Source organism: Undibacterium sp. Xuan67W, from assembly GCF_049340165.1.
Lineage (GTDB): Bacteria > Pseudomonadota > Gammaproteobacteria > Burkholderiales > Burkholderiaceae_D > Undibacterium.
On the sequence record NZ_JBMPPN010000016.1, the window covers coordinates 39,117 to 61,480 of the forward strand.

Sequence of the window (22,364 nt, forward strand, 5' to 3'; positions counted from 1 at the left end):
ACAAGCATGCCAGCTCGCCATGAGCTGCATAACCCATGCATTTAACTCGCTGCCTAGCTCGCCGTCGCACCACTGATAATCCCGCCACCCAGACACACATCGCCAGCATATAAAACCGCCGATTGACCTGGCGTTACCGCCCATTGGGCGACGTCGAAATGTAAGGCGAAGCTGTCGCTTTGTGTTTGTAGCGCGCAGGCGATGTCTGCCTGGCGGTAGCGAGTTTTTGCCGAAAGCTGGATCTGGTCTGGCACACGTCCGGTAATCCAGCTATTTTGCTCGGCCTCTAATGCGGAGGACAGCAACCATGGATGATCATGACCTTGCACGACGTACAGCGTATTGCTGGCGATATCTTTTTTAGCGACATACCAGGCATCGCTGCTGCCATCGGCATTTTGGTGTGATTTTATGCCGCCGATACCTATCCCTTTACGCTGACCCAAAGTGTAAAAACTCAAGCCGACATGTTGGCCGACGATCTCGCCTTCAGGTGTTTTCATGTCACCGGGTTGATACGACAGATAACGGTTTAAAAATTCACGGAAAGGACGTTCGCCGATAAAGCAGATACCGGTAGAATCTTTTTTCTTGGCATTCGGCAGTTGCAGTTGTTCTGCAATTTTGCGCACGTCAGTTTTTTGGATTTCACCTAATGGGAAGAGTGTCTTGCATAATTGCGCCTGATTAAGGCGATGCAGGAAATAGCTTTGATCTTTGCTAGCGTCGAGGGCTTTGAGTAACTGGAATTCACCGTTGACCTCACGAACGCGTGCGTAATGACCAGTGGCAATGTAATCGGCGCCGAGCTTCATCGCATGGTCGAGAAAGGCTTTGAACTTAATTTCTGCGTTGCACAGCACGTCCGGATTCGGGGTGCGACCTGCCTGATATTCGCGCAGGAACTCGGCGAATACGCGGTCTTTATACTCCGCCGCAAAATTCACTGCTTCGATATCGACGCCGACCACGTCAGCCACGCTGACGGCATCAATCCAGTCTTCGCGGGACGAGCAATATTCTGAGTCATCGTCATCTTCCCAGTTCTTCATGAAGAGACCGATGACTTCATAACCCTGTTCTTTGAGCAGCCATGCGGAGACGGATGAGTCAACGCCACCGGACATGCCTATTACTACGCGTCTCTTTGCCATGCTGTACTTCTCTTTCTTATTTCTTATTCGTGGTCTTGCTTAATTATGCTCAGAATTGGATTTCGTGATGCTGATGTCTAATGCAGACGGATGCGTATAGAGCAGCGACAGCGGCGCACGTTGACCTGCCAGGTAGTCGTTCACACATTGCATCACCAGAGGGCTGCGATGGCGTTCCTGTGATGCGAGTAATTCTGCATGACTCATCCAGACAGTACGCAAAATTCCATGATCCAGCGCGCGCTGATGCAGTTGACCCAACTCGCCGCTAAAAGCAAAGCGCAAGTAGGTCACCTGTTCGCCAGTTTTTGGCGACACATAGCGTGACAGATACGTCCCGATTAACTCTGTCGGCGTAAAATCGTGCGCGGTTTCTTCCAGCGTTTCACGGATCACAGCTTGTTGTAGGGTTTCGTCGGGATCAAGATGACCGGCTGGCTGGTTGATCCTTACGCCGTCTTCGGTCTCTTCTTCTATCATTAAAAATCGGTCGTCACGCGCAATAATGGCAGCAACTGTGACCGAGGGTTTCCAAATTGTGGACATAGCTTCTTTCAATAAGTCCGGTATTTTACTTTGCCATCAAATATTGTGTGGCAAAGCAGCAAATCTGATGCCGAATTAGCTAATGCGAATTTTATCTATGGGCAGTTTTCATGATGAATTAATAGCAAACAGTTTTGCCGGAAAAGACGTATTAAATTTGGCTGTTTTATGGATAAAGCCTTATTTCAAGCGGGTTTTCATGCTAGTGTAGCAAACGCAATTTGCCCGCTATTGGTGCAAATACAAGGCAGTCTTTGCTAGAAAAAGCAGAAAATAGAACGGTTGTGCTAAAAAACATTTTGCGTGTAATATCGTTGTCGAATATCAAGTGTAAGATTCGGGTAAGGATTCCGGCGGCTGGAGCAAGCACCGAGAGGGTCTGGAATTGCCTGAGTCTTGCATAGTCTGATAAAAATTATTGAGGGTCGAGTCTTGAGCCCGTGCGACTAATTTAAAACAAGCAACCAAGGAGCAAACCTATGAGAATCGGCATCCCCGCCGAGTCACGGCCGGGCGAGACGCGTGTAGCGGCGACCCCAGAGACCATTAAAAAATATGTGACGGCCAAACATCAGGTCATCGTGCAATCCGGTGCCGGTATTGCAGCCAGTATCACGGACGAAGCTTATCAGGCAGCAGGTGCGCAGATCGGTACTGCGGCTGAAGCGTTTGGTGCCGAACTGGTGCTGAAAGTCAGGGCGCCAAGTGCAGATGAACGTGCCATGATCAAACCCGGTACGGTGCTGGTCGGCATGCTCAATCCGTTTGATACAGAGAATATTGCAGCGATGGCCGCACACGGCATTTCTGCATTTGCACTGGAGGCTGCACCGCGCATTACCCGTGCGCAGTCGCTGGACGTGCTCTCTTCACAAGCAAATATCGCTGGCTACAAAGCAGTCATGCTGGCTGCGAATACCTATCAGCGCTTTATGCCCATGCTGATGACCGCTGCGGGAACCGTCAAAGCCGCTCGCGTCCTGATCATGGGCGTTGGCGTTGCGGGTTTGCAGGCAATCGCGACGGCAAAACGTCTGGGAGCCGTGATTGAGGCATCGGATGTACGCCCGCCGGTGAAAGAGCAAGTTGAATCTCTGGGGGCAAAGTTTATCGACGTCCCTTACGAGACGGATGAAGAGCGCGAAATCGCTAAAGGCGCCGGCGGCTATGCCCGTTCGATGCCCGCCGCATGGATGGAACGTCAGGCGGCTCTGGTGCATGAGCGCGCCAAGCAAGCCGATATCATCATCACGACGGCGCTGATCCCTGGCCGCAAGGCACCGGTTTTGATTTCCGAAGACACGGTCAAAGCAATGAAGCCCGGTTCCGTGATTGTCGATATGGCGGTCGAGCAAGGCGGCAATTGTCCATTGTCCGAACTGAATAAAACCGTCACCAAATACGGCGTGCATATTATCGGTGAACCTAATCTGGCCACGCTGGTTGCTGCTGATGCATCTGCCTTATATGCCCGCAACGTACTGGATTTTTTAAAACTGATCATCGATAAAGACGCCGCTCTGGCGATCAATAAAGACGATGAAATCGTCGTCGCGACTCTGGTGTGCGCAGGCGGTGAAGTTTTAAGAAAATAAGACCAGATATTCGTCAGCGGCCTTTATGTGACGTAGTGCAGCTAAAGAAATTTAGCCAGAATTTTTTAGTAAATGTAATTGAAAGAAGAACGACCATGCAAAGAAATATGCTCCGCGCCAAAATTCATCGCGCATCTGTGACCCAGTGCGATCTCCACTACGAAGGTTCGTGTGGGATTGATGAAAATCTGCTCGATGCTGCCGATATCAAGGAGCACGAACGGATTGAGCTTTATAACGTTAACAACGGCGAACGCTTCTCTACCTATGTCATTAAAGGCAAACGTGGTAGCGGAGAAATCTCGTTGAACGGCGCAGCAGCGCGTCGGGTACAACTCGGTGATTTGATGATCATCTGCACTTATGCTCCGATGAGCGATGACGAGGCGAGTAACTTTAAGCCGAAAGTCGTTTTCGTCGATGGCAAGAATCAAATTACCAGTCTTAAAGAATATTAATCCCGACGGTTTACTTTGCATGTCTCACCCAAATAAAGAAAAGAGAGGACATCATGGAAGTTAGTCACACCCTCACCAACCTGATCATTTTTGTACTGGCGATTTATGTCGGTTACCACGTGGTCTGGACGGTTACACCGGCATTGCACACACCGTTAATGGCTGTGACCAATGCCATCTCCGCCATCATTATTGTTGGCGCGATGCTGGCTGCCGGAATGACCGAAGGCCTGCTGGCACAAGTCATGGGCACTGCGGCAGTTGCACTGGCGGCGGTCAATGTATTCGGCGGCTTTCTGGTCACCCAGCGCATGCTGGAAATGTTCAAGAAAAAAGAGCCCAAGGCCAATGCAAACAGCGCTAAGGAGCACAAATAATGAGTATGAATCTGGTTACGATGTTGTACCTGATCGCCTCGGTGTGTTTCATTCAGGCGCTCAAGGGCCTGTCGCATCCTTCGACGGCACGACGTGGTAATGCTTTCGGCATGATTGGTATGGCAATTGCGGTTGCCACCACGGTTGCGCTGATCGTTAAGCTAAAAAATGAATCAGCTGGCTCTGGCCTCGGTTATGGACTGGTCATTATTGGTGTCGTCGTCGGTGGTGGCATTGGCGCAACCTTGGCAAAGCGTGTTGAGATGACCAAGATGCCTGAGCTGGTCGCTGCGATGCATTCGCTGATCGGTTTGGCAGCAGTGTGTATTGCGGTGTCGGTAGTGGCTGAACCATGGATTTTTAATATCACCACGCGCGACGCGGCAATTCCTTTTGGTAACCGTCTGGAATTGTTTATCGGTACGTTTGTCGGTGCGATTACGTTCTCGGGTTCGGTGATTGCGTTCGGTAAATTGTCCGGTAAATACAAATTCCGTTTGTTTCAGGGCGCACCAGTCAGTTTTCAGGGCCAGCATTTTCTGAACCTGATACTGGCCATTGCTATGCTTGGTCTGGGGCTGATTTTTTGTTTCGCGCCAGGTAATGCGCCGGCATGGTTGCCATTTGTCTTGATGACAGCCATTGCTTTTATCCTTGGCGTATTGATCATTATCCCTATCGGTGGCGCGGATATGCCGGTCGTCGTGTCGATGCTGAATAGTTATTCGGGCTGGGCGGCAGCGGGTATCGGTTTTTCGCTGAATAATTCGATGCTGATTATCGCGGGCTCTCTGGTGGGTTCCTCGGGAGCGATCCTGTCTTACATTATGTGTAAGGCGATGAACCGGTCTTTCTTTAATGTCTTGCTGGGTGGTTTCGGCGGTGCGCCGACTGAAGCGGCAGCGGCTGGGCAGGCGCAGCGTAACGTGAAGTCCGGTTCTGCCGACGACGTCGCTTTCTTATTGGGTAATGCGGAGACGGTCATCATCGTTCCGGGCTATGGTTTGGCGGTGGCACGTGCTCAACATGCGCTGAAAGAATTAACTGAAAAACTCACACACAAAGGGATCACCGTCAAATATGCAATCCATCCCGTGGCAGGGCGTATGCCTGGTCACATGAACGTCTTACTGGCAGAAGCCGAAGTACCGTATGACCAGGTTTTTGAGATGGAAGATATCAACAGCGAATTTGGTCAGGCCGATGTGGTGCTGGTATTGGGCGCGAATGACGTGGTCAATCCAGCGGCCAAAGATCCCAAATCACCGATCGCCGGCATGCCGATTCTCGAAGCTTACAAAGCGAAAACTGTCATCGTCAACAAGCGCTCCATGGCCTCGGGTTATGCTGGTCTGGACAATGAATTGTTCTACATGGATAAAACCATGATGGTGTTCGGCGATGCGAAAAAAGTGATCGAAGATATGGTGAAAGCGGTTGAATAGCGACTAGATTTAGGCCATACAAAAACCACCCTCAACATCAGGGTGGTTTTTTATTGCGTCCGGCATACAGACATCAAGAGATCTGTATGCAGTTACTTAATCATTAAATCTGACAGGTTGCATAAACCACGCAATCAGGCTTAAGAGCAGCATCAATCCCGCGATCCAGCACAGGCCGCGCCAGGGTTTTCCGCCTGTCCTGAGGATATCAAAATTTTCAATAAATACTGTTTCGCAAGCGCCGTTGCCGGTGTCTGTGCGGGTGATGCTGGTGCCGCGCTTAAATGCAAAACCGTGATGATGTGAGTACTCCGCAAGCTGGCCGCGAAAATGAATCTGGTCGCCTACTTGCACGCTGCGGATGAGCTTTGCGAGTTGCGGGTTATCGGTAAGCAGATGATTGTTTGAAATTGCCGTTTGATCGAAAGCCGCAAACGCCTCATTCGAATTCGTACTGAAATTGCAGGTGAACTGACCACTGGAAAAATTGATATCTGCGTATGAACCGCTGCGGACGTTATTACCCCAGACGACGCAGACATCAACAATATTCAGGCTATCATTCCACTCGCGATGCAAGTAATCCCACCAGGTATTGGCATCATGTTTGCTGACGACCAAACCTGTTAAATCATATTGATAGAGCGGCTGAACCTGGTAAGTGATGCCATGTGATTCTACGGAAAACACTGCTTGTTTCAGCGGCGTTTGAATAGGCTCTTCAAGCAATGACGAAGAGAGTTCCGTCGCCGGTGGCAAATCATGCATGCGCCATAGCGAAACGCCTAACAAAACAAGGCTGGCAATCACCAGCCATTTCAGCAGGCTGCGTATCATGAATGTCCGGACAGTATCTGTGACAGAGGATGTGAGAAGGAAGCTGAGAGCGGATCTGGTCTGAGTTTATTCAGCCATGACTTGTTTATAGACAGGCCCCCATTGCGGATGGCCTACTTCACTTTTAGTGAGCTCAAATCCCGGATCCGCCATACGTGCTGAGCGGAATGCCTGTTTGCATGCGTCAATCCGTGCGCTGGTGCAAAAAATAAACGCCAGATATTTGTGCGCAAGCGCGGCATCTTTTTTAACGGTAAAGCCAGAGCCGAGTGCCAGCGTCAGCGATTTTTCTGCTTCGGCATATTGAGCATCTTCGTAAGAACGGATGCCGGATAGCAGGGCTTTTTCGCCAGGGCGGGCGGATAGGTCGGACAATCCGACTTGTGCTTCCGGCGCGGCGCAGCCAGCCAGAACGAGCGCTAATCCGAGCGCACTCACTATGCCAGTCAAGGCGTTTGACCCTTGACTTATTTGCTTGCCAGATAGTTTTTCGGATGAATCCAGACTGGGTGTATCCGTGCGGTTATCAGGTGTTGTTGTATACAGTAATGACTGCTTAAAATCTGTGGCCAACTTTATTCTCCTTATCTGCACTGACTTCGATGTTGACGGTATAGCTATCGTCGCCATTGCGGAACTCAATTTTATGCTTACCCACCGCAAGATTTAATTTGGTGAGTGGAGGTGCTACCCCTTTGGCTTCTCCGTCCACATACACCTCACCCCATGGGGAGACGGCAAGTTGTACTGCGCCGAGCACGACTGGTACTGGCGGTAGCGCAACCGTAGCTGCGGATGCCTTGGGTTTTTGCTGAGACTTAGCCGTTGCCGGATCCGTTTTATTGATTTTTTCAGGTGTTGTGGTCGCTGCCAGTGGTAAATTGACGATTTCTTCAGAGTCTTCTTTGACCGAACTGCTGGCTGGGACGGCAGAGGTTTTTTCTGCGGGCGGCGCTGCGGTCGACGGGTTACTCACCTCGGTCTGCACGATAACGGGAGCCAGCGTTTGCGGAGCCGGGTGCATCCAGGACCAGGCGCCTACCGCGACCACCACGAATAATCCGGCAGCGATCAGCAGGTGATTGATACCCCATTTTTTCTGATCACTTTTTCTGCGCCGGTCACCTGTTGCATCGGCGGCGATATCTTTTTCTGTCGAGGGCTGCTGAATTTTGGCGATGATGCGCTCGGCTCTTTCTTTGGATAAAAAACGGTTTAAATCGTTCGCCATGTCCGAGGCGCGGGCGTAACGGTCAGCCGGTTTTTTAGCCAATGCTTTGGCAGCAATCCGTGCCAGACGCAAAGGAACGTCGGTGCGTATTTCTTGTGGCGGGATCGCCGGATCATGTGCAATCGCATGCAAAATCTGCTTAATGCTATCGCCCTTAAACGGCAACTGACCGCACAGCAGTTGGTACAGAACAACGCCTAGAGAAAAAATATCCGTGCGCGCATCTACTAATTCTCCGCGCGTCTGCTCCGGTGACATGTAGTTGGGTGTGCCGAGTAAACGTTGTTCAGATAAATGATCTTGCCCCAGTGTTGCATCGCCATCGGACAACTGACGAGAGGCGCTGGCAATGCCGAAATCCAGGACCTTCGGTGTTGCTGTACCGGTGATAAATATATTGGCAGGTTTGATATCGCGATGGATTACACCATGCTCATGCGCGTAATCCAGCGCGTTGGCGGTACGGGCGATCATGTCAGCAATCTGTTTGTAGCTGAATTGATGGCCTCCCATCATTAAATCGCGTAGCTCTTTGCCTTCCAGGTACTCCATGACGATGTACAGCAAATCGCCCTCTTTATCGGCGTCATAGACCGTCACGATATTTGGGTGATTCAGGCGACCTGCAGCACGTGCCTCCTGAATGAAGTGTTTTTCAAATAATTGACGTTGATTTGAAGGTAATTGCGGATTCAGAATCTTGATCGCGACTTTGCGGCCGATCAATGGATCGCGAAACAGATACACAATACCAACTGAGCCTTGCCCTATTTCACTCTCATATACGAAGCGGCCAATACGCCCTTTGGGGACTGGATTGGTATGCGGCAGGTGGGTGCGTAGCGTGTCGGCGGTCATGCCTTAGCATAACGCTAAAACAATTTTACTTCCAGCGATGAAGCGAAATATGCCGGGGATTTGTGGCTTAATTTGTAAGCTTCTGAAACTTTTTGCGATCTGCGTGTCATCAATCAAAACTTCATGCTACAACAGGCGAAGAGGAATAAAAAAAACCGCATGCAGTAACATGCGGCTAACTCTGCTAATTCGTAACATTTTCGTGATCATTCTGCGAAAATTTGCAGGGCTGCGGGGCTTTGCTACATCCGCTTTAGCATTACATCCTGACTAGTGTAGATTTACCAAACAGACTTTCGATCAGATCAACGGCTAACACCGCAGTCTGGTTACGGATATCAAGAGCAGGATTCAGTTCCACCAGATCGAGTGAGGCGAGGTGGGCGCTGTCGGCAATCATTTCCATGCATAATTGCGCTTCACGATAAGTCGGACCGCCCAACACTGCAGTTCCTACACCGGGGGCGATATCAGGATCGAGACAATCCATATCGAAACTCACATGCAGATGCGTGTTGTCATCGATACCTTCGAGTGCGCTATTCATGACGCTGCGCATGCCATGTTCATCGATGTAACGCATATCGAATACCTGCATGCCCATTTCGTGAATGAATTTTTTCTCGCCTGCATCCACACTGCGTATGCCGATCATGCGAATCTGGTCAGGTGACATTGCCGGTGAGTGGCCAGCATAATGAATTAATTGCTCAGGACCATGGCCCATCAGGCAGGCGACAGGCATCCCATGGATGTTGCCGGTCGGGCTAATCGTCGACAAGTTGCTGTCGGCGTGAGCGTCAAACCACAGGACACGGAGTTTTTTACCGTTCTTCTTGCAGTGTTTGGCAATCGCGCTGATCGAGCCGATTGCCAGACAATGGTCGCCGCCCAGCATCATGGGCATGTGACCATCGTTAAGCGCCTGATCGACGGCATCAAATACGGCCTGATTCCAGTCAATCGCTTCTTTCAAATGACGCAAACCATTTACCGGTTGCTGCCATGGATTGGCAGGGCCATGCAAATTGCCGCGATCAACGACGCGCAATTGCCTGGCCTCCAGTGCTTCTACTAAACCAGCGACGCGCAACGCGTCGGGACCCATGCCTGCACCTTTGACACTTGCCCCAACATCGGTTGGAGCTCCAATTAAGGAAATGGTTTTCATTCGGTTATTTATTAAAATTTAAGCGATTATCGGTACTGCTGTTTCTGTTGCAATGATGCCGGACACGGTGGTCGATTTTTCATCCACGGCCATACCAAACAAATCTTTAGGATTGAGTAACTCGGGTACCAGATCCAGGATGGGCGAACTCTTTTGCATCACGTATTTTTCTAGATAACGCATTGCGGAAAAATCTTCTAAAGCAAAGCCAACGGAATCAAATACGGTGACCTGTTTTTCGTTGTGACGTCCTGCAACTCGACCTTCTAATATTTGCCATAATTCAGTGACAGCAAAATCTGCCGGCATCTGTTGCAGCTCACCTTCGATGCGGCTTTGTGGCTCGTATTCGACAACAACGTTGGCGTTTTTCAGAATATCGGCATGCAATTCGGTCTTGCCGGGGCAATCACCGCCAACACCGTTGATATGCACGCCATCGCCTATCATGTCCGGCAGCAAAATTAGCGCATTGGTTTTATCCGCCGTTACTGTCGTGACGATATCTGCACCTTTGACAGCCTCTGCTGTAGACCCAGCGCGAATGATACGCAAATTTGGATACGCGCGCAGGTTATTGATCAATTTATCGGTGGCAGCCGGATCGACGTCATACACACGCAATTCTTGTATGCCAAGGATGCAATGGAAGGCGATTGCCTGGAATTCGCTTTGCGCGCCATTGCCGATCAGGGCCATGCTGCGGCTGTCTGGTCGCGCCATGTATTTAGCGGCGAGTACCGAGGTGGCAGCAGTCCGGATGGCGGTAGTCAATGTTAATTCCGACAAGAGCTTGGGATAACCTGTATCCACATCTGCCAATACACCGAATGCTGTCACTGTCAGCAAGCCTTCTTGTGTATTTTTTGGATGTCCGTTGACGTATTTGAATGAATATTGAGTACCGTCAGAGATGGGCATTAATTCGATTACACCAACATCTGAGTGGCTGGCAACGCGTGCGCATTTGTCGAATTGATTCCAGCGTAAATAATCTTCCTTGATCATGTCAGCTAAGCGTGCAATCGCTGTTTCTACGCTGACTTTTTTCAGGTGGCTTTGCATTTCCTGTGTGCCGATGAAGGTCACCATGATGTTCTCCGTTGATTTTTGGGGGTAGTGCCAGAACGGATTCAAGAGAATTTGTACGCCTGAATCGCTAGATGTTCTGCTATAAATTGTAGCGAATCGGCCGGAAATTAGATTTCTAAATGGAATATATAAAACAGATTTAATGAAATATAATTTCTAATTAGATTGGTTTAATGATTTTAGTTTCTAAATTTAATTAAATCATAAAATTATTAAATTTTTGAGGATGATATGGATAACTATGATCGCAGTATTTTGAAGCATCTCCAGGATGATGGTCGCATGAGTAATCTGCAACTGGCAGAGCATATCCATTTATCACCGCCGCAAACGCTGCGGCGGGTCCGTACGCTTGAGGAGAAGAAGGTGATCCGCGGCTATGTTGCGCAAGTGTCGGCCGAGGCGATTGGTCTTGGCGTTACAGCTTTTGTGAATTTGTCGCTGGACAGGGAGCAGTTTCGTAATGTGCGCGAGGTGGAGCGCAATATCATGGCCTTCCCGGACATTATCGAGTGCCATACGATTACCGGCGATTTCGATTACATCCTGAAGGTAGTCGCACCTGATCTGAAAAGTTTGTCGCAGTTCTTGACGGATCGCTTGATGCAGGTACCGGGTGTAGCGTCGTTGCGTTCGATGATTTGTATGGAAGAAATCAAGCCAGTGAGTAGTTTACCTATCGTTTGAATCGCTATGTTTTGATGCTTATTATATCTATATACTGCTATGAGTATATTTTTAATCCCCTTTAAACACTTGAGGATTGAAGTGAATTTTTTAATATACTCCCTCAATTTGACTAATAATTTTAATGTTAGTTCGGGTTGTTGAAGCTGCAGGATGGTCAGTTCCTCCGCTAACCGGATTTGCGGGTGCCATAGTTGTTGCCACTGGCAGGTTTTGCCTGATTTTGGCTAGATTTTTCTCTAGCGCCAGCCAAACATCATCTGCTCTGCCAGGATTTTTTTTGCTGGTTTGATGATGTCCAGAAGACCCAAACCCAGGCCCAACATCGATTGCGTCAGTGCGCCATCCGGGGCGCTGGCGAAGATTCTCGCCATGGTATCGGTGAGCCTGATCGTGGTCTGGCGGTCAGTTCGCCGTTGCTGAAGGAATAACTGCAACTGAGCGCTAAGCAGATCACCGGACGCCGCTTGCAGCATTGTTAGAGACATACAATTTGCTAAAAGCGGAGCCAGTATGCTGGCATCACGCAAGCCTAGATTCAATCCCTGACCCGCGACGGGATGCAAGGTTTGCGCTGCATTGCCGATTGTTACCGTGCGCCTGGTAGCATGCGCTTGGGCATTGAGGCCCAACGGATAGGAATGACGCACTGAGATGGTCAGGATGGTGCCGAGGCGCTCGCCAAATGCGTGTTGCAGAGCCTGTTTAAACGCGACATCATCCAATGCTAAAAGCTGTTCTGCCACCAATGGACGCACGCACCATACCAAGGCATAGCCATCTTCTTGCGGCAGTAACGCCAGCGGCCCCTGTCCGGTAAAACGTTCAAATGCGCGCTGAGCGACGGGCTGGCTGACCGTAATGTGAGAAATGATGGCGGTTTGCTGGTAATCGTGATGCTGCGTTTTTTGTCTCTGATCGGCAAAGCTGCCCCCCTCCGCCTGCACCACTACACCTGCAGTAATGGCGCTGCCATCCTGCAAGCGCAACGTGACGCTATCTTCGGTTTCTTCTAACGCGCTTACTTTGACTGGGCGCTGGATGTAAATGGCGCTTTGTGCGAGAGCACGCTGCAATGGCATCATGATGTCACCATAGCGGGCGACATAGCCCAGCGCCGGGATCTGGTAATCCTTGCAGTCGATCAGACTGCGGCCCAGGTGACCTCGCCGGGAGACGTGGATTTGCTGGATGCTGGTCGCCTTGACTGGCCATGCGCTAGCAATGCTGAGTATCTGCTGACTGCCATAGGATAAGGCAATCGAACGCACATCCTGCTCAGCCTGACTACTGGTTTTGGCATCAAACAAAACGATGCTCTCGGGTGCGACGCCTTGTTTGCATAGTAGCAGGGCAAGTGCTTGCCCGACAGGGCCTGCGCCACAGATGGCGATATGGAAATCGACCGGGTTTGCTGCACTCGTCGTATCTGTTTTGTCTGCTAAGTTCATCGCTTCATTACGTTTTCAATGTCGGCGACGGTTTTTGGTGTGTCCCGGCTCAGATTCAGATGCCCGTCTGCTGTGATCAGTATATCGTCTTCTATGCGGATGCCTATGTTCCAGAATTGTTCTGGCACATCTTCGGCGGGGCGGACGTAGATGCCGGGTTCTATCGTAATGACCATGCCGGCTTCTAACTGGCGATACGGTTTTTCATCGCCCACTTTTTTTGCTTCGCGATAAGAGCCTGCATCATGGACATCTAGTCCTAGCCAATGACCTGTTCCGTGCATATAAAACTGGCGGAAAGCCCCGCTGGCAATCGCCTCATCGAGATTGCCGACTTTGTTTTTATCAAGCAGTCCGGTATCGAGCATGCCCTGGGTCAGCACACGCACTGCGGCGTGATGACCGTCCATATAGCGTGAGCCGGGACGGGCGCAATCCAGTGCCGCTTGCTGGGAGGCGAGGACGATGTCATACAGGGTTTTTTGTGCTTCGCTGAACTTACCGTTGGCAGGGAAGGTGCGTGTGATGTCAGATGCATAGCTATCGTATTCGCAGCCTGCATCGATCAATATCAAATCCCCATCGTTGATTTGGGCATTATTACTACTGTAATGCAGGATGCAGGCATTAGCACCGGTTGCCACGATGGATCCATACGCAGGCGCTTGCGAGCCCTGGCGGCGGAACTCATGCAGTAGTTCGGCTTCGAGTTCATATTCGTAGCGACCGGGCAATGCGATCTGCATCGCTCTGGTGTGGGCGAGACCCGAGATACTGGCGGCTTTTTGCATTGAGGCGATTTCGGACGTATCTTTGCGCAGACGCATTTCATCTAGCAGTTCGCGTATGTCGACAGTCGTCGCCGGGGCGCTGATGCCACTGCGTGATCTGGCACGCACTGCCTCCATCCAGCCGTGCAGGCGGGCATCGAGTTGCCGATCGCGGCCAGTACCATAGAACAGTGTGTGCGCATCGCCGAGTAAATCCGGCATTGTGCTGTCGAGCGCATCGATTGCAAACGCGCTGTCGAAGCCAAAGTGTTCATTTGCCGCTGCCGGACCAAAGCGAAAGCCGTCCCAGATTTCGCGCTCAGGATTTTTTTCGCGACAGAACAGGATACTGCGCTGCTCGCTGGCATTTGCAATCAATACAATGAGTGCTTCCGGCTCAGTAAAGCCCGACAAATAGTAGAAGTAACTATCATGTCGGAACGGGAAAAAATTATCGCTGTTACGCGTCATCTCGTACGCGGTAGGGATAATGGCAATACCGCCACCTTGTGCCTGCATCTGTGTCAGTACTTGCTGGCGACGTGTTTGAAAATGAGTGAAGTCAGCGAAATCACTAAAACAAGTAGAAGAACTCATAGGCAGATCTCCATCGATTCGGCTAAATACGGGCTTGTGGGTTGAGCGGAGCATTCAATGCCGCGAGTTGTTCTGGCGTACCGAGGTTGTGCCAGTCGCCACGATACAGTTCGCCGCCGAGCTGTCCCTTATCCGCGATTTCGCGCAAGAGAGGTCCTAGTTTGGCATGACTGCCGGGTTTGATACCGGCAAAAATCTCTGGCCGGTAGACGCCGATATTTCCGAATGTGTATCGTGTCGAACCTTTGGTACTGTCATTCGACAAGCCCATCAGGTTCATCGCAAAATCGCCTTCGGGATGAAAGGCAGGATTTTTGACCACATATAGCCAGGCGACATCGCGCTGGTCCAGCGGATGCGGATTGCCCCACATATCATTGTCTTCCAGCGTGTTTTTACATTCCTCGAAGTTGAAATGGGGAATATAGATATCCGATGACACCACCAGAAACGGCTCGTCGCCGAGCAGGTGCAGCGCTTGCGCAATACCGCCTGCCGTCTCAAGCGCCGTTGCCTCGGCTGAGTACGTGACGTGTGCACCAAACTTGCTGCCGTCGCCGATGGCATCAACAATCATCTGACCCAGATGGGCATGGTTGATGACAATCTCGGTAATCCCGGCTTTTACCAGATTCAGGATATGCCAGACGATCAGTGGACGACCCCGCACTTTGAGTAAAGGTTTAGGGCAGGTGTCGGTCAGTGGTCGCATGCGCTCGCCGCGACCTGCTGCTAATAACATGGCTTTCATAGGCGTGTAATCTATTCTGGTAACAAGTGATGTAGCTTCGGGCAGATTGCTGCGATACAAATTCGACTGTGATTGCGCAAAATCGCTCTGGTGGCATTACCGCGCGTCGTGGCTGGCCGCATTGCCTTTGCCTCTGTCATTGCGTTTGCGGTAACAATTTCACGTCAGTACTGTCCGGTTACTTTGATCTGCTGGATTTAAAACGTATAACCGAATGTCGGCGCAGTCTCCTGAATTTCGTCGAGCAGACGCAGCAAAGGGATTAACACATGGTAGCGGTTAGCGGTTTTGCGGACATAGTCCATCACCAGCGGCATATCGGCCAGATAATTGTCCTTGCCATCGCGGTGCGACAGGCGCGCAAAGATACCCAATACTTTCAGGTGACGTTGCAATCCCATGAACTCAAAGTCACGGTAGAAACTGTCGACATCGGTATTGACCGGCAATCCGGCGCGGCGGGCTTTTTCCCAGTAACGAATGGCCCAGTCCAGCACCATTTCTTCATCCCACTGCACGTAGGCATCGCGTAATAGCGAGACCAGATCATAGGTCAGCGGTCCGTACAGTGCACCCTGGAAATCCAGTATCCCCGGGTTGCCTTTGTCCAGCACCATCAGATTGCGTGAGTGGTAGTCGCGATGTACATAGACTTGCGGCTGCGCCATGATGTTAGCCAGCAGCGCGTCAAATACTTTGTGCAGGCTCTCTGTCTGTGCTGCGCTCAGGGTCACACCCAAATGTTTCGCGATGTACCATTCCGGAAAAATCATCAGCTCGCGCAGCATGAACTCTCTGTCGTACTCGGGCAATACGTCCGGCCGGCTTTGAGTTTGCAGCAAAATCAGGCTGTCGACGGCATCCATGTAAAGCTTATGTGCGGTGTCGTGGTTCAGCGCATTGAAATATGTTGTGGTCCCCAGATCTGTCAGAAGCAGCAGGCCTTGTTCTGCATCCTGAGCAAGAATGTCTGGAACAGACAAGTTCATTTTAGTCAATAATTCTGCAATGCTGATAAAAGGACGCACGTCTTCGGCTGGCTGTGGCGCATCCATGACGATATACGTTTTACCATCCTGACCGTCAATGCGGAAATAACGGCGGAAACTGGCATCAGCGGAAGCCGGGCGCAGGCTGTCAACGTTCAGGCTGGGATTATTAATAGTGGCAAGCCAGGTATGAATATCGGACATGCGTTGGTTTTCAGAGCTTGTAGACATGGTGGAATTGGGTAAATTTTAGATAATTATTGATTGCAGTTTGAATACGAAGCGAATACAAAGTGAGTATGAACGGCGTTAGCTCTGCTGACTTTCGTCAGATCAGCAGATCTTGGCAGCACAATGTGCGGAGGTTTCTGCCATTTCCCCTATAATAGGCGATTGATTTCGGGTGCGACACGATTACAGCGGTGCATTACTGCTAAGTAGTAGCAAAGAGTTTGCGATGATATTGTTGCAAACTTGACTGCTTGTGTTCATCCGTATAAACGCCAAACAAGCTCCTTAGAACTCACATTACATGCGCCGGAAACCCGTATTATCTCACCCACAGCATTTGTTTCCTACTATCTCTGCGATTGCTGTGTCGGCACTGTTTCCGCTCCACGCTATTGCACAGGCCGTTATTCAAACGCCAGCAACGAGCGCGCCAACGAACTCCGCCAGTACAAGCTCCGCCTCAGCACCTGCGGCGGTGGCTAATTCGGACAAGCAGGCCAGCAGCAAACCGTCCGAGGTTGTGATCAAAGGGGATAAAGAGCAACCCACGGTATTGCGTGCAGAAAAAATATCGGGACGCCCTGAACGATATGTCGACTTTGACGATGATGTCGAGGTCACTCGTGGCGATACCAAGCTCAACGCGGATAAAGCGACCTATACCAACCTCGACGATGAAGTTAAAGCGACGGGCAAGGTGCGCATGCAAAAAGGCGGTGATAACTACACCGGCGAGGCGATGCGATTGCAGCTCGATTCCGGTATCGGATTTGTGCTGAAGCCTAAATACAAATTAACCAGAAGTAATGCTCAGGGTAAAGCAGAGCGCATCGAGTTTGAGAATGAAGAGCAATCGACGGTAATTAACGGCACCTACAGCACGTGTAGCAGTGATGATCCTGACTGGTACTTGCAGTCAGACACCCTGAAGCTTGATACCGGGTTAGATCGTGGTATCGCGGGTAAAACGATCGTGTATTTCAAAGGCGTACCGATTCTGGCTACCCCGTCGCTAACGTTCCCTTTGTCTGGCGCGCGTCATTCTGGCTTGTTGCCACCGATCTGGGGCGGATCATCCAAAGGTGGCCCGGAACTGACTTTGCCATACTATTTCAATATTGCACCAAACCGGGATTTGACTCTGTACCCCAAGCTGATTACCCGGCGCGGTTTGCAACTGGGTGCCGAGGCGCGTTACCTAGATGATGATTTTTCCGGTACTACCACGATAGAGGGCCTGGCGAATGATCGTCAGACAGGTACCAATCGTTATGCGCTGGCATCGGTGCATCAACAAAAACTGTTGCCGCAACTCGACTTCGCCTGGAATGTGAACACGGCGTCTGACGATGACTATGCCAGTGATTTTTCGAGTTCGATTACCAAAACGGCACAGCGTTTATTGCTGCGGGATGTGAGCCTGACTTACTCTGGCTGGCTTGGTTATGCGGCTTTACGGGCATCGAATTATCAGGTCTTGCAGGATTTGACGGCGCCGATTACGCGCCCCTATGACCGTTTGCCACAATTGAATTTGCATGCAGAACAGCATGATGTGCTGGGATTTGACTGGTCGGTTGATACGATCGTTACGCGCTTCTGGCATCCGACTCTGGTACGTGGTGATCGTGCCGTGATTAATCCGCAGATCTCCTATCCTATTGTCCAGCCTGGTTTCTTCATCGTGCCTAAGCTCTCGATCAATGCCACCAATTACCACCTGACCAATCCCGGCGTCGGTCAGGACACCGATTTTCATCGGACCCTGCCAACCTTCTCGGTCGATAGTGGGCTGGTATTCGAGCGCCAGTCGAGTTTGCTGGGTAAACCGGTGACGCAGACGCTGGAGCCGCGCCTGTTTTACGTCAATACGCCCTATCGCGATCAAAGCCAGTTTCCGAATTTTGACAGCGCTGCTGCCGATTTCAACTTTGCCCAGATTTTTAGCGAAAACCGCTTTACCGGACAAGATCGCATCGGTGACGCGAATCAGATTACTGCCGCATTGATTTCACGTTTTATTGAGGGTAATGGCGAAGAGCGTTTCAAAGTAGCGATTGGCCAGCGTTTCTACTTCAATACCCAGAAGGTCGCACTCGACAGCACCAGCAATAGCCAGAGCCGTTCGGATTTATTATTGGCCGCCTCGGGCAAAATCTCCGACAAGATCAGTGCAGATACAGCTTTGCAGATAAGTCAGACAGACCGGCATTCGGTGCGGTCGAATTACGGCATACGCTGGCAACCTGCTCAGCAAACGGTATTGAATCTCGAATACCGCTATCAGCGCGATAGCCTGGAGCAACTTGATTTATCTACCCAACTGCCAATCGCGAATCGCTGGTTTGTAGTGGGTAGAAGTAATTATTCTCTGCCAGATAAAAAGCTGGTTGATGGTCTCGCGGGTTTTGAATACAAAGATCCTTGTAATTGCTGGTCGTTCCGCATGGTGGCTCAGCGCTTTTCCACGACGACGCTGGCGAGTACAACGGCGTTTTTTATTCAGTTGGAATTGAACGGACTGGCCAAATTGGGATCGAACCCGATAGAGGTCCTGAAAAAGAATATTTCAGGTTATCAGCCGATAAATTAGCGTATATTTCAGCTTTTGCTTAATTCGCTTAATGTTTTTTAAGCGCGAGGCAGCGGTAAGTAGTGGCAGGCGGCGCACAAGACGTGCGATTTCCTGTCCGTTTTAATATGAATTTGGATCACTATGCGACACAACTTGCACATGACACAACGTACTCTTTTCTCTGCTCTGGCTGTTTCAGTCACGATGGTCGCCGCCGCTCCGGTGTGGGCGCAAAAAGTGGCACCAGCGATTTCTCCGATCGCGCCGATTCTGCCGGTGAATCAAGCGAACAATCCGAATGAAAAAGGACAACTGGTCAATAAGATCGTTGTCGTTGTGAATGAAGACGTGATTACCAGCCAGGAGTTGAGCGAGCGTCTGCGTTCAGTCGAGAAGCGACTCGCCGCGCAAGGTACCGCCTTGCCAAACCGTACAGATCTCCAAAAGCAATTGCTTGAGCGCATGATCGTTGATCGCGCTCAATTGCAACTGGCAAAAGAGAACGGTATGCGTGTCGATGACATCATGTTAGACCGCGCCATGGTGCGTCTGGCTGAACAAAACAAAATGTCGATACAGGAATTTCGCAATCAGGTCGAACGTGAAGGCACGTCCTATGCGCGTTTCCGCGAAGAGGTCCGTGACGACATCATGATGCAGCGCATACGCGAACGCGAAGTCGATAGCAAAATCCAGGTATCCGAATCAGAGGTCGATAACTATCTCGCGATAGAAGCCGCACCGGGCAAAGTTCCGCAAGAATTGAGCTTGTCGCATATTCTAGTTCTGATCCCGGAAAACGCTTCTGCTGAGCAAATCAATCAGCGTCGTTTGCGCGCCGAAGAAGTAGCGAAAAAACTGCGTGCAGGTGAAGATTTTGCCAAACTCGCTGTGACTTATTCTGATGCCACTGAAGGCATCAAAGGCGGCGATATCGGCTGGCGTGAGCAGGATCGTTTGCCGCAATTGTTTATCGATTTCCTGAATAAAATCAAAGTCGGCGAAGTCACGGAAATCGTACGTAGTCCAAATGGCTTCCACATCCTGAAACTGACCGGCAAACGTGATATCGCGAAAACCAAAGCCGACGGTACCGTCGTTCAGCAAACGCATGTACGCCATATCTTGATCAAGCCTAGCCAGATCGTGACTGCGGCTGAAGCGCGCCGCAAGCTGGTCGAATTGAAACAGCGTCTCGACAATAAGGCCGCTACATTTGAAGAACTGGCGAAGTTGTTTTCGAACGATGCAACGGCGTCTAAGGGCGGTGATCTAGGCTGGATTTATCCTGGCGATACCGTGGCGGAATTTGAACAGGCGATGAATAAACTTGCGATCAATGAGGTCAGTGAACCGGTTGAATCCTCGTTTGGCCTGCACCTGATTCAGGTCACCGAGCGTAAAGCCGATGATGTTTCCAAAGAGCGTCAGCGTCTGGTTGCCCGCCAGGCCGTGCGTGATCGTAAAGCGGATGAGGCCTTGCAAGACTGGTTGCGTCAATTGCGTGATCGTGCTTATGTCGAGTTCCGCCTGGACGATAATTGAGTAAGAAAATTGCCATCACGGTGGGAGAGCCCGCCGGCATAGGCCCGGAAATCTCACTCCGCGCTGCATGGCAATTACGGCACGAAATCCGTCCTGTCCTGATCGGAGATGCGGCCTATCTGGCAATGCTGGCTGGCGAGATTGATCCTGATATGAAACTAATGGGCGTTTCTCTGGAAGCGCTGCGTTACAGCGGCTTGCCCGGCTGCGGCGCGGATCAGATCACGGTGATTGATTGTCCGCTGGCCGCACATGTGATCGCGGGTCAGTTAGATGCGCGCAACGGCCGCTCGGTTTTGCATACCTTGGATGTGGCCATTGAAAGTGTGCAGCAAGGCTGGTGTGATGCCATTGTTACCGCTCCCTTGCAAAAAAGCACGATCAATGATGCAGGTGTACCGTTCAGCGGACATACCGAATATTTCGCAGAAAAAACCGAGACTGCTCAGGTCGTCATGATGCTGGCCTGCGAAGCGTCTGCCCACTTACCGCAGCCTCTGCGGGTGGCACTGGCAACAACCCATCTGCCTCTCAAAGATGTCGCTGCAGCGATCGAGCCGACCCATTTACTGACTACCATCCAGATTATTCATCGCGATCTACACACTAAATTTGGGTTGCCGCAGCCGAAAATACTGGTCACTGGCCTGAATCCGCATGCGGGTGAAAATGGGTATCTCGGGCGAGAAGAAATTGACGTGATCATCCCGGTGATCCAGCAGGCGCAAAGTCTGGGAATGGATGTCCGGGGACCATATCCGGCGGATACTTTGTTTCAGCAAAAATATCTGCAAGAAGCAGACTGCGTGCTGGCGATGTATCACGATCAGGGCCTGCCTGTATTGAAGCATGCAAGTTTCGGCATGGGGGTGAATATCACTCTCGGTTTGCCTCTGATACGCACTTCGGTCGATCATGGCACTGCGCTGGATCTGGCTGCAGAGGGCGTAGGACATGCCGATGTCGGTAGTATGCTAGTTGCAATTCGCGTTGCAGCCGCTATGGCGAATTTGGGCGTGACCTGAAGTATCTTTGATACAGAGTATTTCCTTGGATGCATCATTTGCAACATTGACTAAGGATTCCGCGCTTATCGCACATTCAATAGCTCGCGTATGTTTTACAATCGCGGCAATCAACTTTTCGACACAACATGAAACACATACCCCGTAAACGCTTCGGTCAGAATTTTTTGACGGACCAGCTTGTCCTTGGTGACATCACTAGCGCGATCAATCCCCAGCCTGGCCAGACCATGGTCGAGATTGGTCCCGGCCTGGCAGCGATGACAAAATTACTGCTTGATGGTTTAAGCGAGTTGCACGTCGTTGAACTTGACCGCGATCTTGTTGCCCGTCTGAAGAAAACCTTCGATCCTGCTAAATTGATCATCCATGAAGGCGATGCCTTGCAGTTTGATTTTTCAACGATTCCGGTTCCGGCCGGGAAAAAGTTACGTGTTGTCGGTAATCTTCCGTACAACATTTCCAGCCCCTTATTATTTCATCTGGCCGAGATTGCCCCGCTGGTGGAAGATCAGCATTTCATGCTGCAAAAAGAAGTGGTTGAGCGCATGGTTGCAGAGCCCGGTAGCAAAGCCTATGGTCGTTTATCGGTGATGCTGCAATGGCGCTATCACATGGACTTATTATTTGTTGTGCCGCCAACGGCGTTCGATCCGCCGCCTAAAGTGGACTCAGCGATTGTGCGTATGATTCCTAAAGCGGCGCCTCTGGAATGCAATGTCAAAATGCTGGAACAGGTTGTGACCAAAGCGTTTTCTCAACGGCGTAAAGTGGTGCGCAACTGCGTTGCGGGTATGTTTGCCGAACAACAATTAATTGACACAGGTGTCAATCCACAAATGCGCCCCGAGACGATCTCTCTGGAGCACTACGTGGCGCTGGCACGTTTGCTAGAGAAGCAAACATCTGGCGTATAAGGGCTCAGTAACTTGCCGTGTCTCGATAATGTCTGCTTCCAAATCTGGTTCCAATTAACGCA

Annotated in this window: 20 protein-coding genes; 9 read left to right on the plus strand and 11 right to left on the minus strand. The window is 50.7% G+C overall.

Annotated elements, in window-relative coordinates; translation table 11 throughout:
- Nucleotides 1-53: 53 nt before the first annotated feature.
- Nucleotides 54-1,154: a tRNA 2-thiouridine(34) synthase MnmA gene (gene mnmA / locus ACO0LE_RS14370; protein ID WP_422961040.1), complete on the minus strand. Its 1,101-nt coding sequence runs from the start codon at nt 1,152-1,154 to the stop codon at nt 54-56.
- Between the two features lie 39 nt (nt 1,155-1,193).
- Entirely contained in the window at nt 1,194-1,700 is a 507-nt protein-coding gene (locus ACO0LE_RS14375; protein ID WP_422961041.1) for an NUDIX hydrolase, read from the minus strand.
- A 479-nt stretch (nt 1,701-2,179) separates the two neighbouring features.
- Here ACO0LE_RS14375 and ACO0LE_RS14380 point away from each other — a divergent pair, with 479 nt between their 5' ends.
- The 4 genes from ACO0LE_RS14380 to ACO0LE_RS14395 all read left to right on the plus strand — a co-directional run bounded on the left by ACO0LE_RS14380 (nt 2,180) and on the right by ACO0LE_RS14395 (nt 5,575).
- Entirely contained in the window at nt 2,180-3,295 is a 1,116-nt protein-coding gene (locus ACO0LE_RS14380; protein ID WP_422961042.1) for a Re/Si-specific NAD(P)(+) transhydrogenase subunit alpha, read from the plus strand.
- 95 nt (nt 3,296-3,390) lie between these two features.
- Complete coding sequence (gene panD / locus ACO0LE_RS14385) at nt 3,391-3,753, plus strand: aspartate 1-decarboxylase (protein ID WP_422961043.1); 363 nt, start codon at nt 3,391-3,393, stop codon at nt 3,751-3,753.
- Nucleotides 3,754-3,806: 53 nt separating this feature from the next.
- Nucleotides 3,807-4,130, plus strand: coding sequence for an NAD(P) transhydrogenase subunit alpha (locus ACO0LE_RS14390; protein WP_422961044.1), 324 nt, complete (start codon nt 3,807-3,809; stop codon nt 4,128-4,130).
- Complete coding sequence (locus ACO0LE_RS14395; RefSeq protein ID WP_422961045.1) at nt 4,130-5,575, plus strand: NAD(P)(+) transhydrogenase (Re/Si-specific) subunit beta; 1,446 nt, start codon at nt 4,130-4,132, stop codon at nt 5,573-5,575. The genes ACO0LE_RS14390 and ACO0LE_RS14395 overlap by 1 nt, the downstream gene beginning before the upstream one ends.
- A gap of 96 nt (nt 5,576-5,671) precedes the next feature.
- Here the strand turns inward: ACO0LE_RS14395 and ACO0LE_RS14400 are convergent, their stop codons facing one another.
- From ACO0LE_RS14400 to ACO0LE_RS14420, 5 genes are all read right to left on the minus strand, one after another.
- Nucleotides 5,672-6,412, minus strand: coding sequence for a hypothetical protein (locus tag ACO0LE_RS14400; RefSeq protein ID WP_422961046.1), 741 nt, complete (start codon nt 6,410-6,412; stop codon nt 5,672-5,674).
- Nucleotides 6,413-6,478: 66 nt separating this feature from the next.
- Nucleotides 6,479-6,985 (minus strand): TssQ family T6SS-associated lipoprotein, encoded by a 507-nt coding sequence (locus ACO0LE_RS14405; protein WP_422961047.1) that lies wholly within the window; start codon nt 6,983-6,985, stop codon nt 6,479-6,481.
- Complete coding sequence (locus tag ACO0LE_RS14410) at nt 6,969-8,501, minus strand: serine/threonine protein kinase (protein ID WP_422961048.1); 1,533 nt, start codon at nt 8,499-8,501, stop codon at nt 6,969-6,971. The genes ACO0LE_RS14405 and ACO0LE_RS14410 overlap by 17 nt, the downstream gene beginning before the upstream one ends.
- 259 nt (nt 8,502-8,760) lie before the next feature.
- Nucleotides 8,761-9,672 carry an arginase gene (rocF, locus tag ACO0LE_RS14415; RefSeq protein ID WP_422961049.1) on the minus strand — a complete coding sequence of 304 codons (912 nt, stop codon included), beginning with the start codon at nt 9,670-9,672 and terminating at the stop codon, nt 8,761-8,763.
- A gap of 18 nt (nt 9,673-9,690) precedes the next feature.
- Entirely contained in the window at nt 9,691-10,764 is a 1,074-nt protein-coding gene (locus ACO0LE_RS14420) for an ornithine cyclodeaminase (protein WP_422961050.1), read from the minus strand.
- Nucleotides 10,765-10,995: 231 nt separating this feature from the next.
- On the opposite strand from ACO0LE_RS14420, the gene ACO0LE_RS14425 reads away from it, so the two are divergent.
- Nucleotides 10,996-11,451, plus strand: coding sequence for an Lrp/AsnC family transcriptional regulator (locus tag ACO0LE_RS14425; RefSeq protein ID WP_422961051.1), 456 nt, complete (start codon nt 10,996-10,998; stop codon nt 11,449-11,451).
- Between the two features lie 239 nt (nt 11,452-11,690).
- On the opposite strand, the gene ACO0LE_RS14430 is transcribed toward ACO0LE_RS14425, so the two are convergent.
- The 4 genes from ACO0LE_RS14430 to ACO0LE_RS14445 all read right to left on the minus strand — a co-directional run bounded on the left by ACO0LE_RS14430 (nt 11,691) and on the right by ACO0LE_RS14445 (nt 16,240).
- Complete coding sequence (locus tag ACO0LE_RS14430; RefSeq protein WP_422961052.1) at nt 11,691-12,902, minus strand: FAD-dependent monooxygenase; 1,212 nt, start codon at nt 12,900-12,902, stop codon at nt 11,691-11,693.
- Nucleotides 12,899-14,269 (minus strand): aminopeptidase P N-terminal domain-containing protein, encoded by a 1,371-nt coding sequence (locus ACO0LE_RS14435; protein ID WP_422961053.1) that lies wholly within the window; start codon nt 14,267-14,269, stop codon nt 12,899-12,901. The genes ACO0LE_RS14430 and ACO0LE_RS14435 overlap by 4 nt, the downstream gene beginning before the upstream one ends.
- Before the next feature lie 22 nt (nt 14,270-14,291).
- The gene (murU, locus tag ACO0LE_RS14440; protein WP_422961054.1) at nt 14,292-15,020 is read right to left on the minus strand and encodes an N-acetylmuramate alpha-1-phosphate uridylyltransferase MurU; all 729 of its coding nucleotides are present in this window, start codon (nt 15,018-15,020) and stop codon (nt 14,292-14,294) included.
- A 197-nt stretch (nt 15,021-15,217) separates the two neighbouring features.
- Entirely contained in the window at nt 15,218-16,240 is a 1,023-nt protein-coding gene (locus ACO0LE_RS14445) for an aminoglycoside phosphotransferase family protein (RefSeq protein WP_422961055.1), read from the minus strand.
- 337 nt (nt 16,241-16,577) lie between these two features.
- Between ACO0LE_RS14445 and ACO0LE_RS14450 the strand changes: the two genes are divergently transcribed.
- The 4 genes from ACO0LE_RS14450 to rsmA all read left to right on the plus strand — a co-directional run bounded on the left by ACO0LE_RS14450 (nt 16,578) and on the right by rsmA (nt 22,302).
- Nucleotides 16,578-18,833 carry an LPS-assembly protein LptD gene (locus ACO0LE_RS14450; RefSeq protein WP_422961056.1) on the plus strand — a complete coding sequence of 752 codons (2,256 nt, stop codon included), beginning with the start codon at nt 16,578-16,580 and terminating at the stop codon, nt 18,831-18,833.
- Nucleotides 18,834-18,956: 123 nt separating this feature from the next.
- Nucleotides 18,957-20,360: a peptidylprolyl isomerase gene (locus ACO0LE_RS14455; RefSeq protein ID WP_422961057.1), complete on the plus strand. Its 1,404-nt coding sequence runs from the start codon at nt 18,957-18,959 to the stop codon at nt 20,358-20,360.
- A complete protein-coding gene (gene pdxA / locus ACO0LE_RS14460; protein ID WP_422961058.1) occupies nt 20,357-21,385 on the plus strand; it encodes a 4-hydroxythreonine-4-phosphate dehydrogenase PdxA in 1,029 nt (342 codons plus the stop codon). The genes ACO0LE_RS14455 and pdxA overlap by 4 nt, the downstream gene beginning before the upstream one ends.
- A 128-nt stretch (nt 21,386-21,513) precedes the next feature.
- Nucleotides 21,514-22,302, plus strand: a complete 789-nt coding sequence (rsmA, locus tag ACO0LE_RS14465; protein ID WP_422961059.1) for a 16S rRNA (adenine(1518)-N(6)/adenine(1519)-N(6))-dimethyltransferase RsmA — start codon at nt 21,514-21,516, stop codon at nt 22,300-22,302.
- Nucleotides 22,303-22,364: the final 62 nt, after the last annotated feature.

Coding starts and splice junctions, on each gene's coding strand:
- mnmA (WP_422961040.1), bottom strand. CDS start 1,154: ATGGCAAAGAGACGCGTAGTAATAGGCATGTCCGGTGGCGTTGACTCA.
- ACO0LE_RS14375 (WP_422961041.1), bottom strand. CDS start 1,700: ATGTCCACAATTTGGAAACCCTCGGTCACAGTTGCTGCCATTATTGCG.
- ACO0LE_RS14380 (WP_422961042.1), top strand. CDS start 2,180: ATGAGAATCGGCATCCCCGCCGAGTCACGGCCGGGCGAGACGCGTGTA.
- panD (WP_422961043.1), top strand. CDS start 3,391: ATGCAAAGAAATATGCTCCGCGCCAAAATTCATCGCGCATCTGTGACC.
- ACO0LE_RS14390 (WP_422961044.1), top strand. CDS start 3,807: ATGGAAGTTAGTCACACCCTCACCAACCTGATCATTTTTGTACTGGCG.
- ACO0LE_RS14395 (WP_422961045.1), top strand. CDS start 4,130: ATGAGTATGAATCTGGTTACGATGTTGTACCTGATCGCCTCGGTGTGT.
- ACO0LE_RS14400 (WP_422961046.1), bottom strand. CDS start 6,412: ATGATACGCAGCCTGCTGAAATGGCTGGTGATTGCCAGCCTTGTTTTG.
- ACO0LE_RS14410 (WP_422961048.1), bottom strand. CDS start 8,501: ATGACCGCCGACACGCTACGCACCCACCTGCCGCATACCAATCCAGTC.
- rocF (WP_422961049.1), bottom strand. CDS start 9,672: ATGAAAACCATTTCCTTAATTGGAGCTCCAACCGATGTTGGGGCAAGT.
- ACO0LE_RS14420 (WP_422961050.1), bottom strand. CDS start 10,764: ATGGTGACCTTCATCGGCACACAGGAAATGCAAAGCCACCTGAAAAAA.
- ACO0LE_RS14425 (WP_422961051.1), top strand. CDS start 10,996: ATGGATAACTATGATCGCAGTATTTTGAAGCATCTCCAGGATGATGGT.
- ACO0LE_RS14430 (WP_422961052.1), bottom strand. CDS start 12,902: ATGAACTTAGCAGACAAAACAGATACGACGAGTGCAGCAAACCCGGTC.
- ACO0LE_RS14435 (WP_422961053.1), bottom strand. CDS start 14,269: ATGAGTTCTTCTACTTGTTTTAGTGATTTCGCTGACTTCACTCATTTT.
- murU (WP_422961054.1), bottom strand. CDS start 15,020: ATGAAAGCCATGTTATTAGCAGCAGGTCGCGGCGAGCGCATGCGACCA.
- ACO0LE_RS14445 (WP_422961055.1), bottom strand. CDS start 16,240: ATGTCTACAAGCTCTGAAAACCAACGCATGTCCGATATTCATACCTGG.
- ACO0LE_RS14455 (WP_422961057.1), top strand. CDS start 18,957: ATGCGACACAACTTGCACATGACACAACGTACTCTTTTCTCTGCTCTG.
- rsmA (WP_422961059.1), top strand. CDS start 21,514: ATGAAACACATACCCCGTAAACGCTTCGGTCAGAATTTTTTGACGGAC.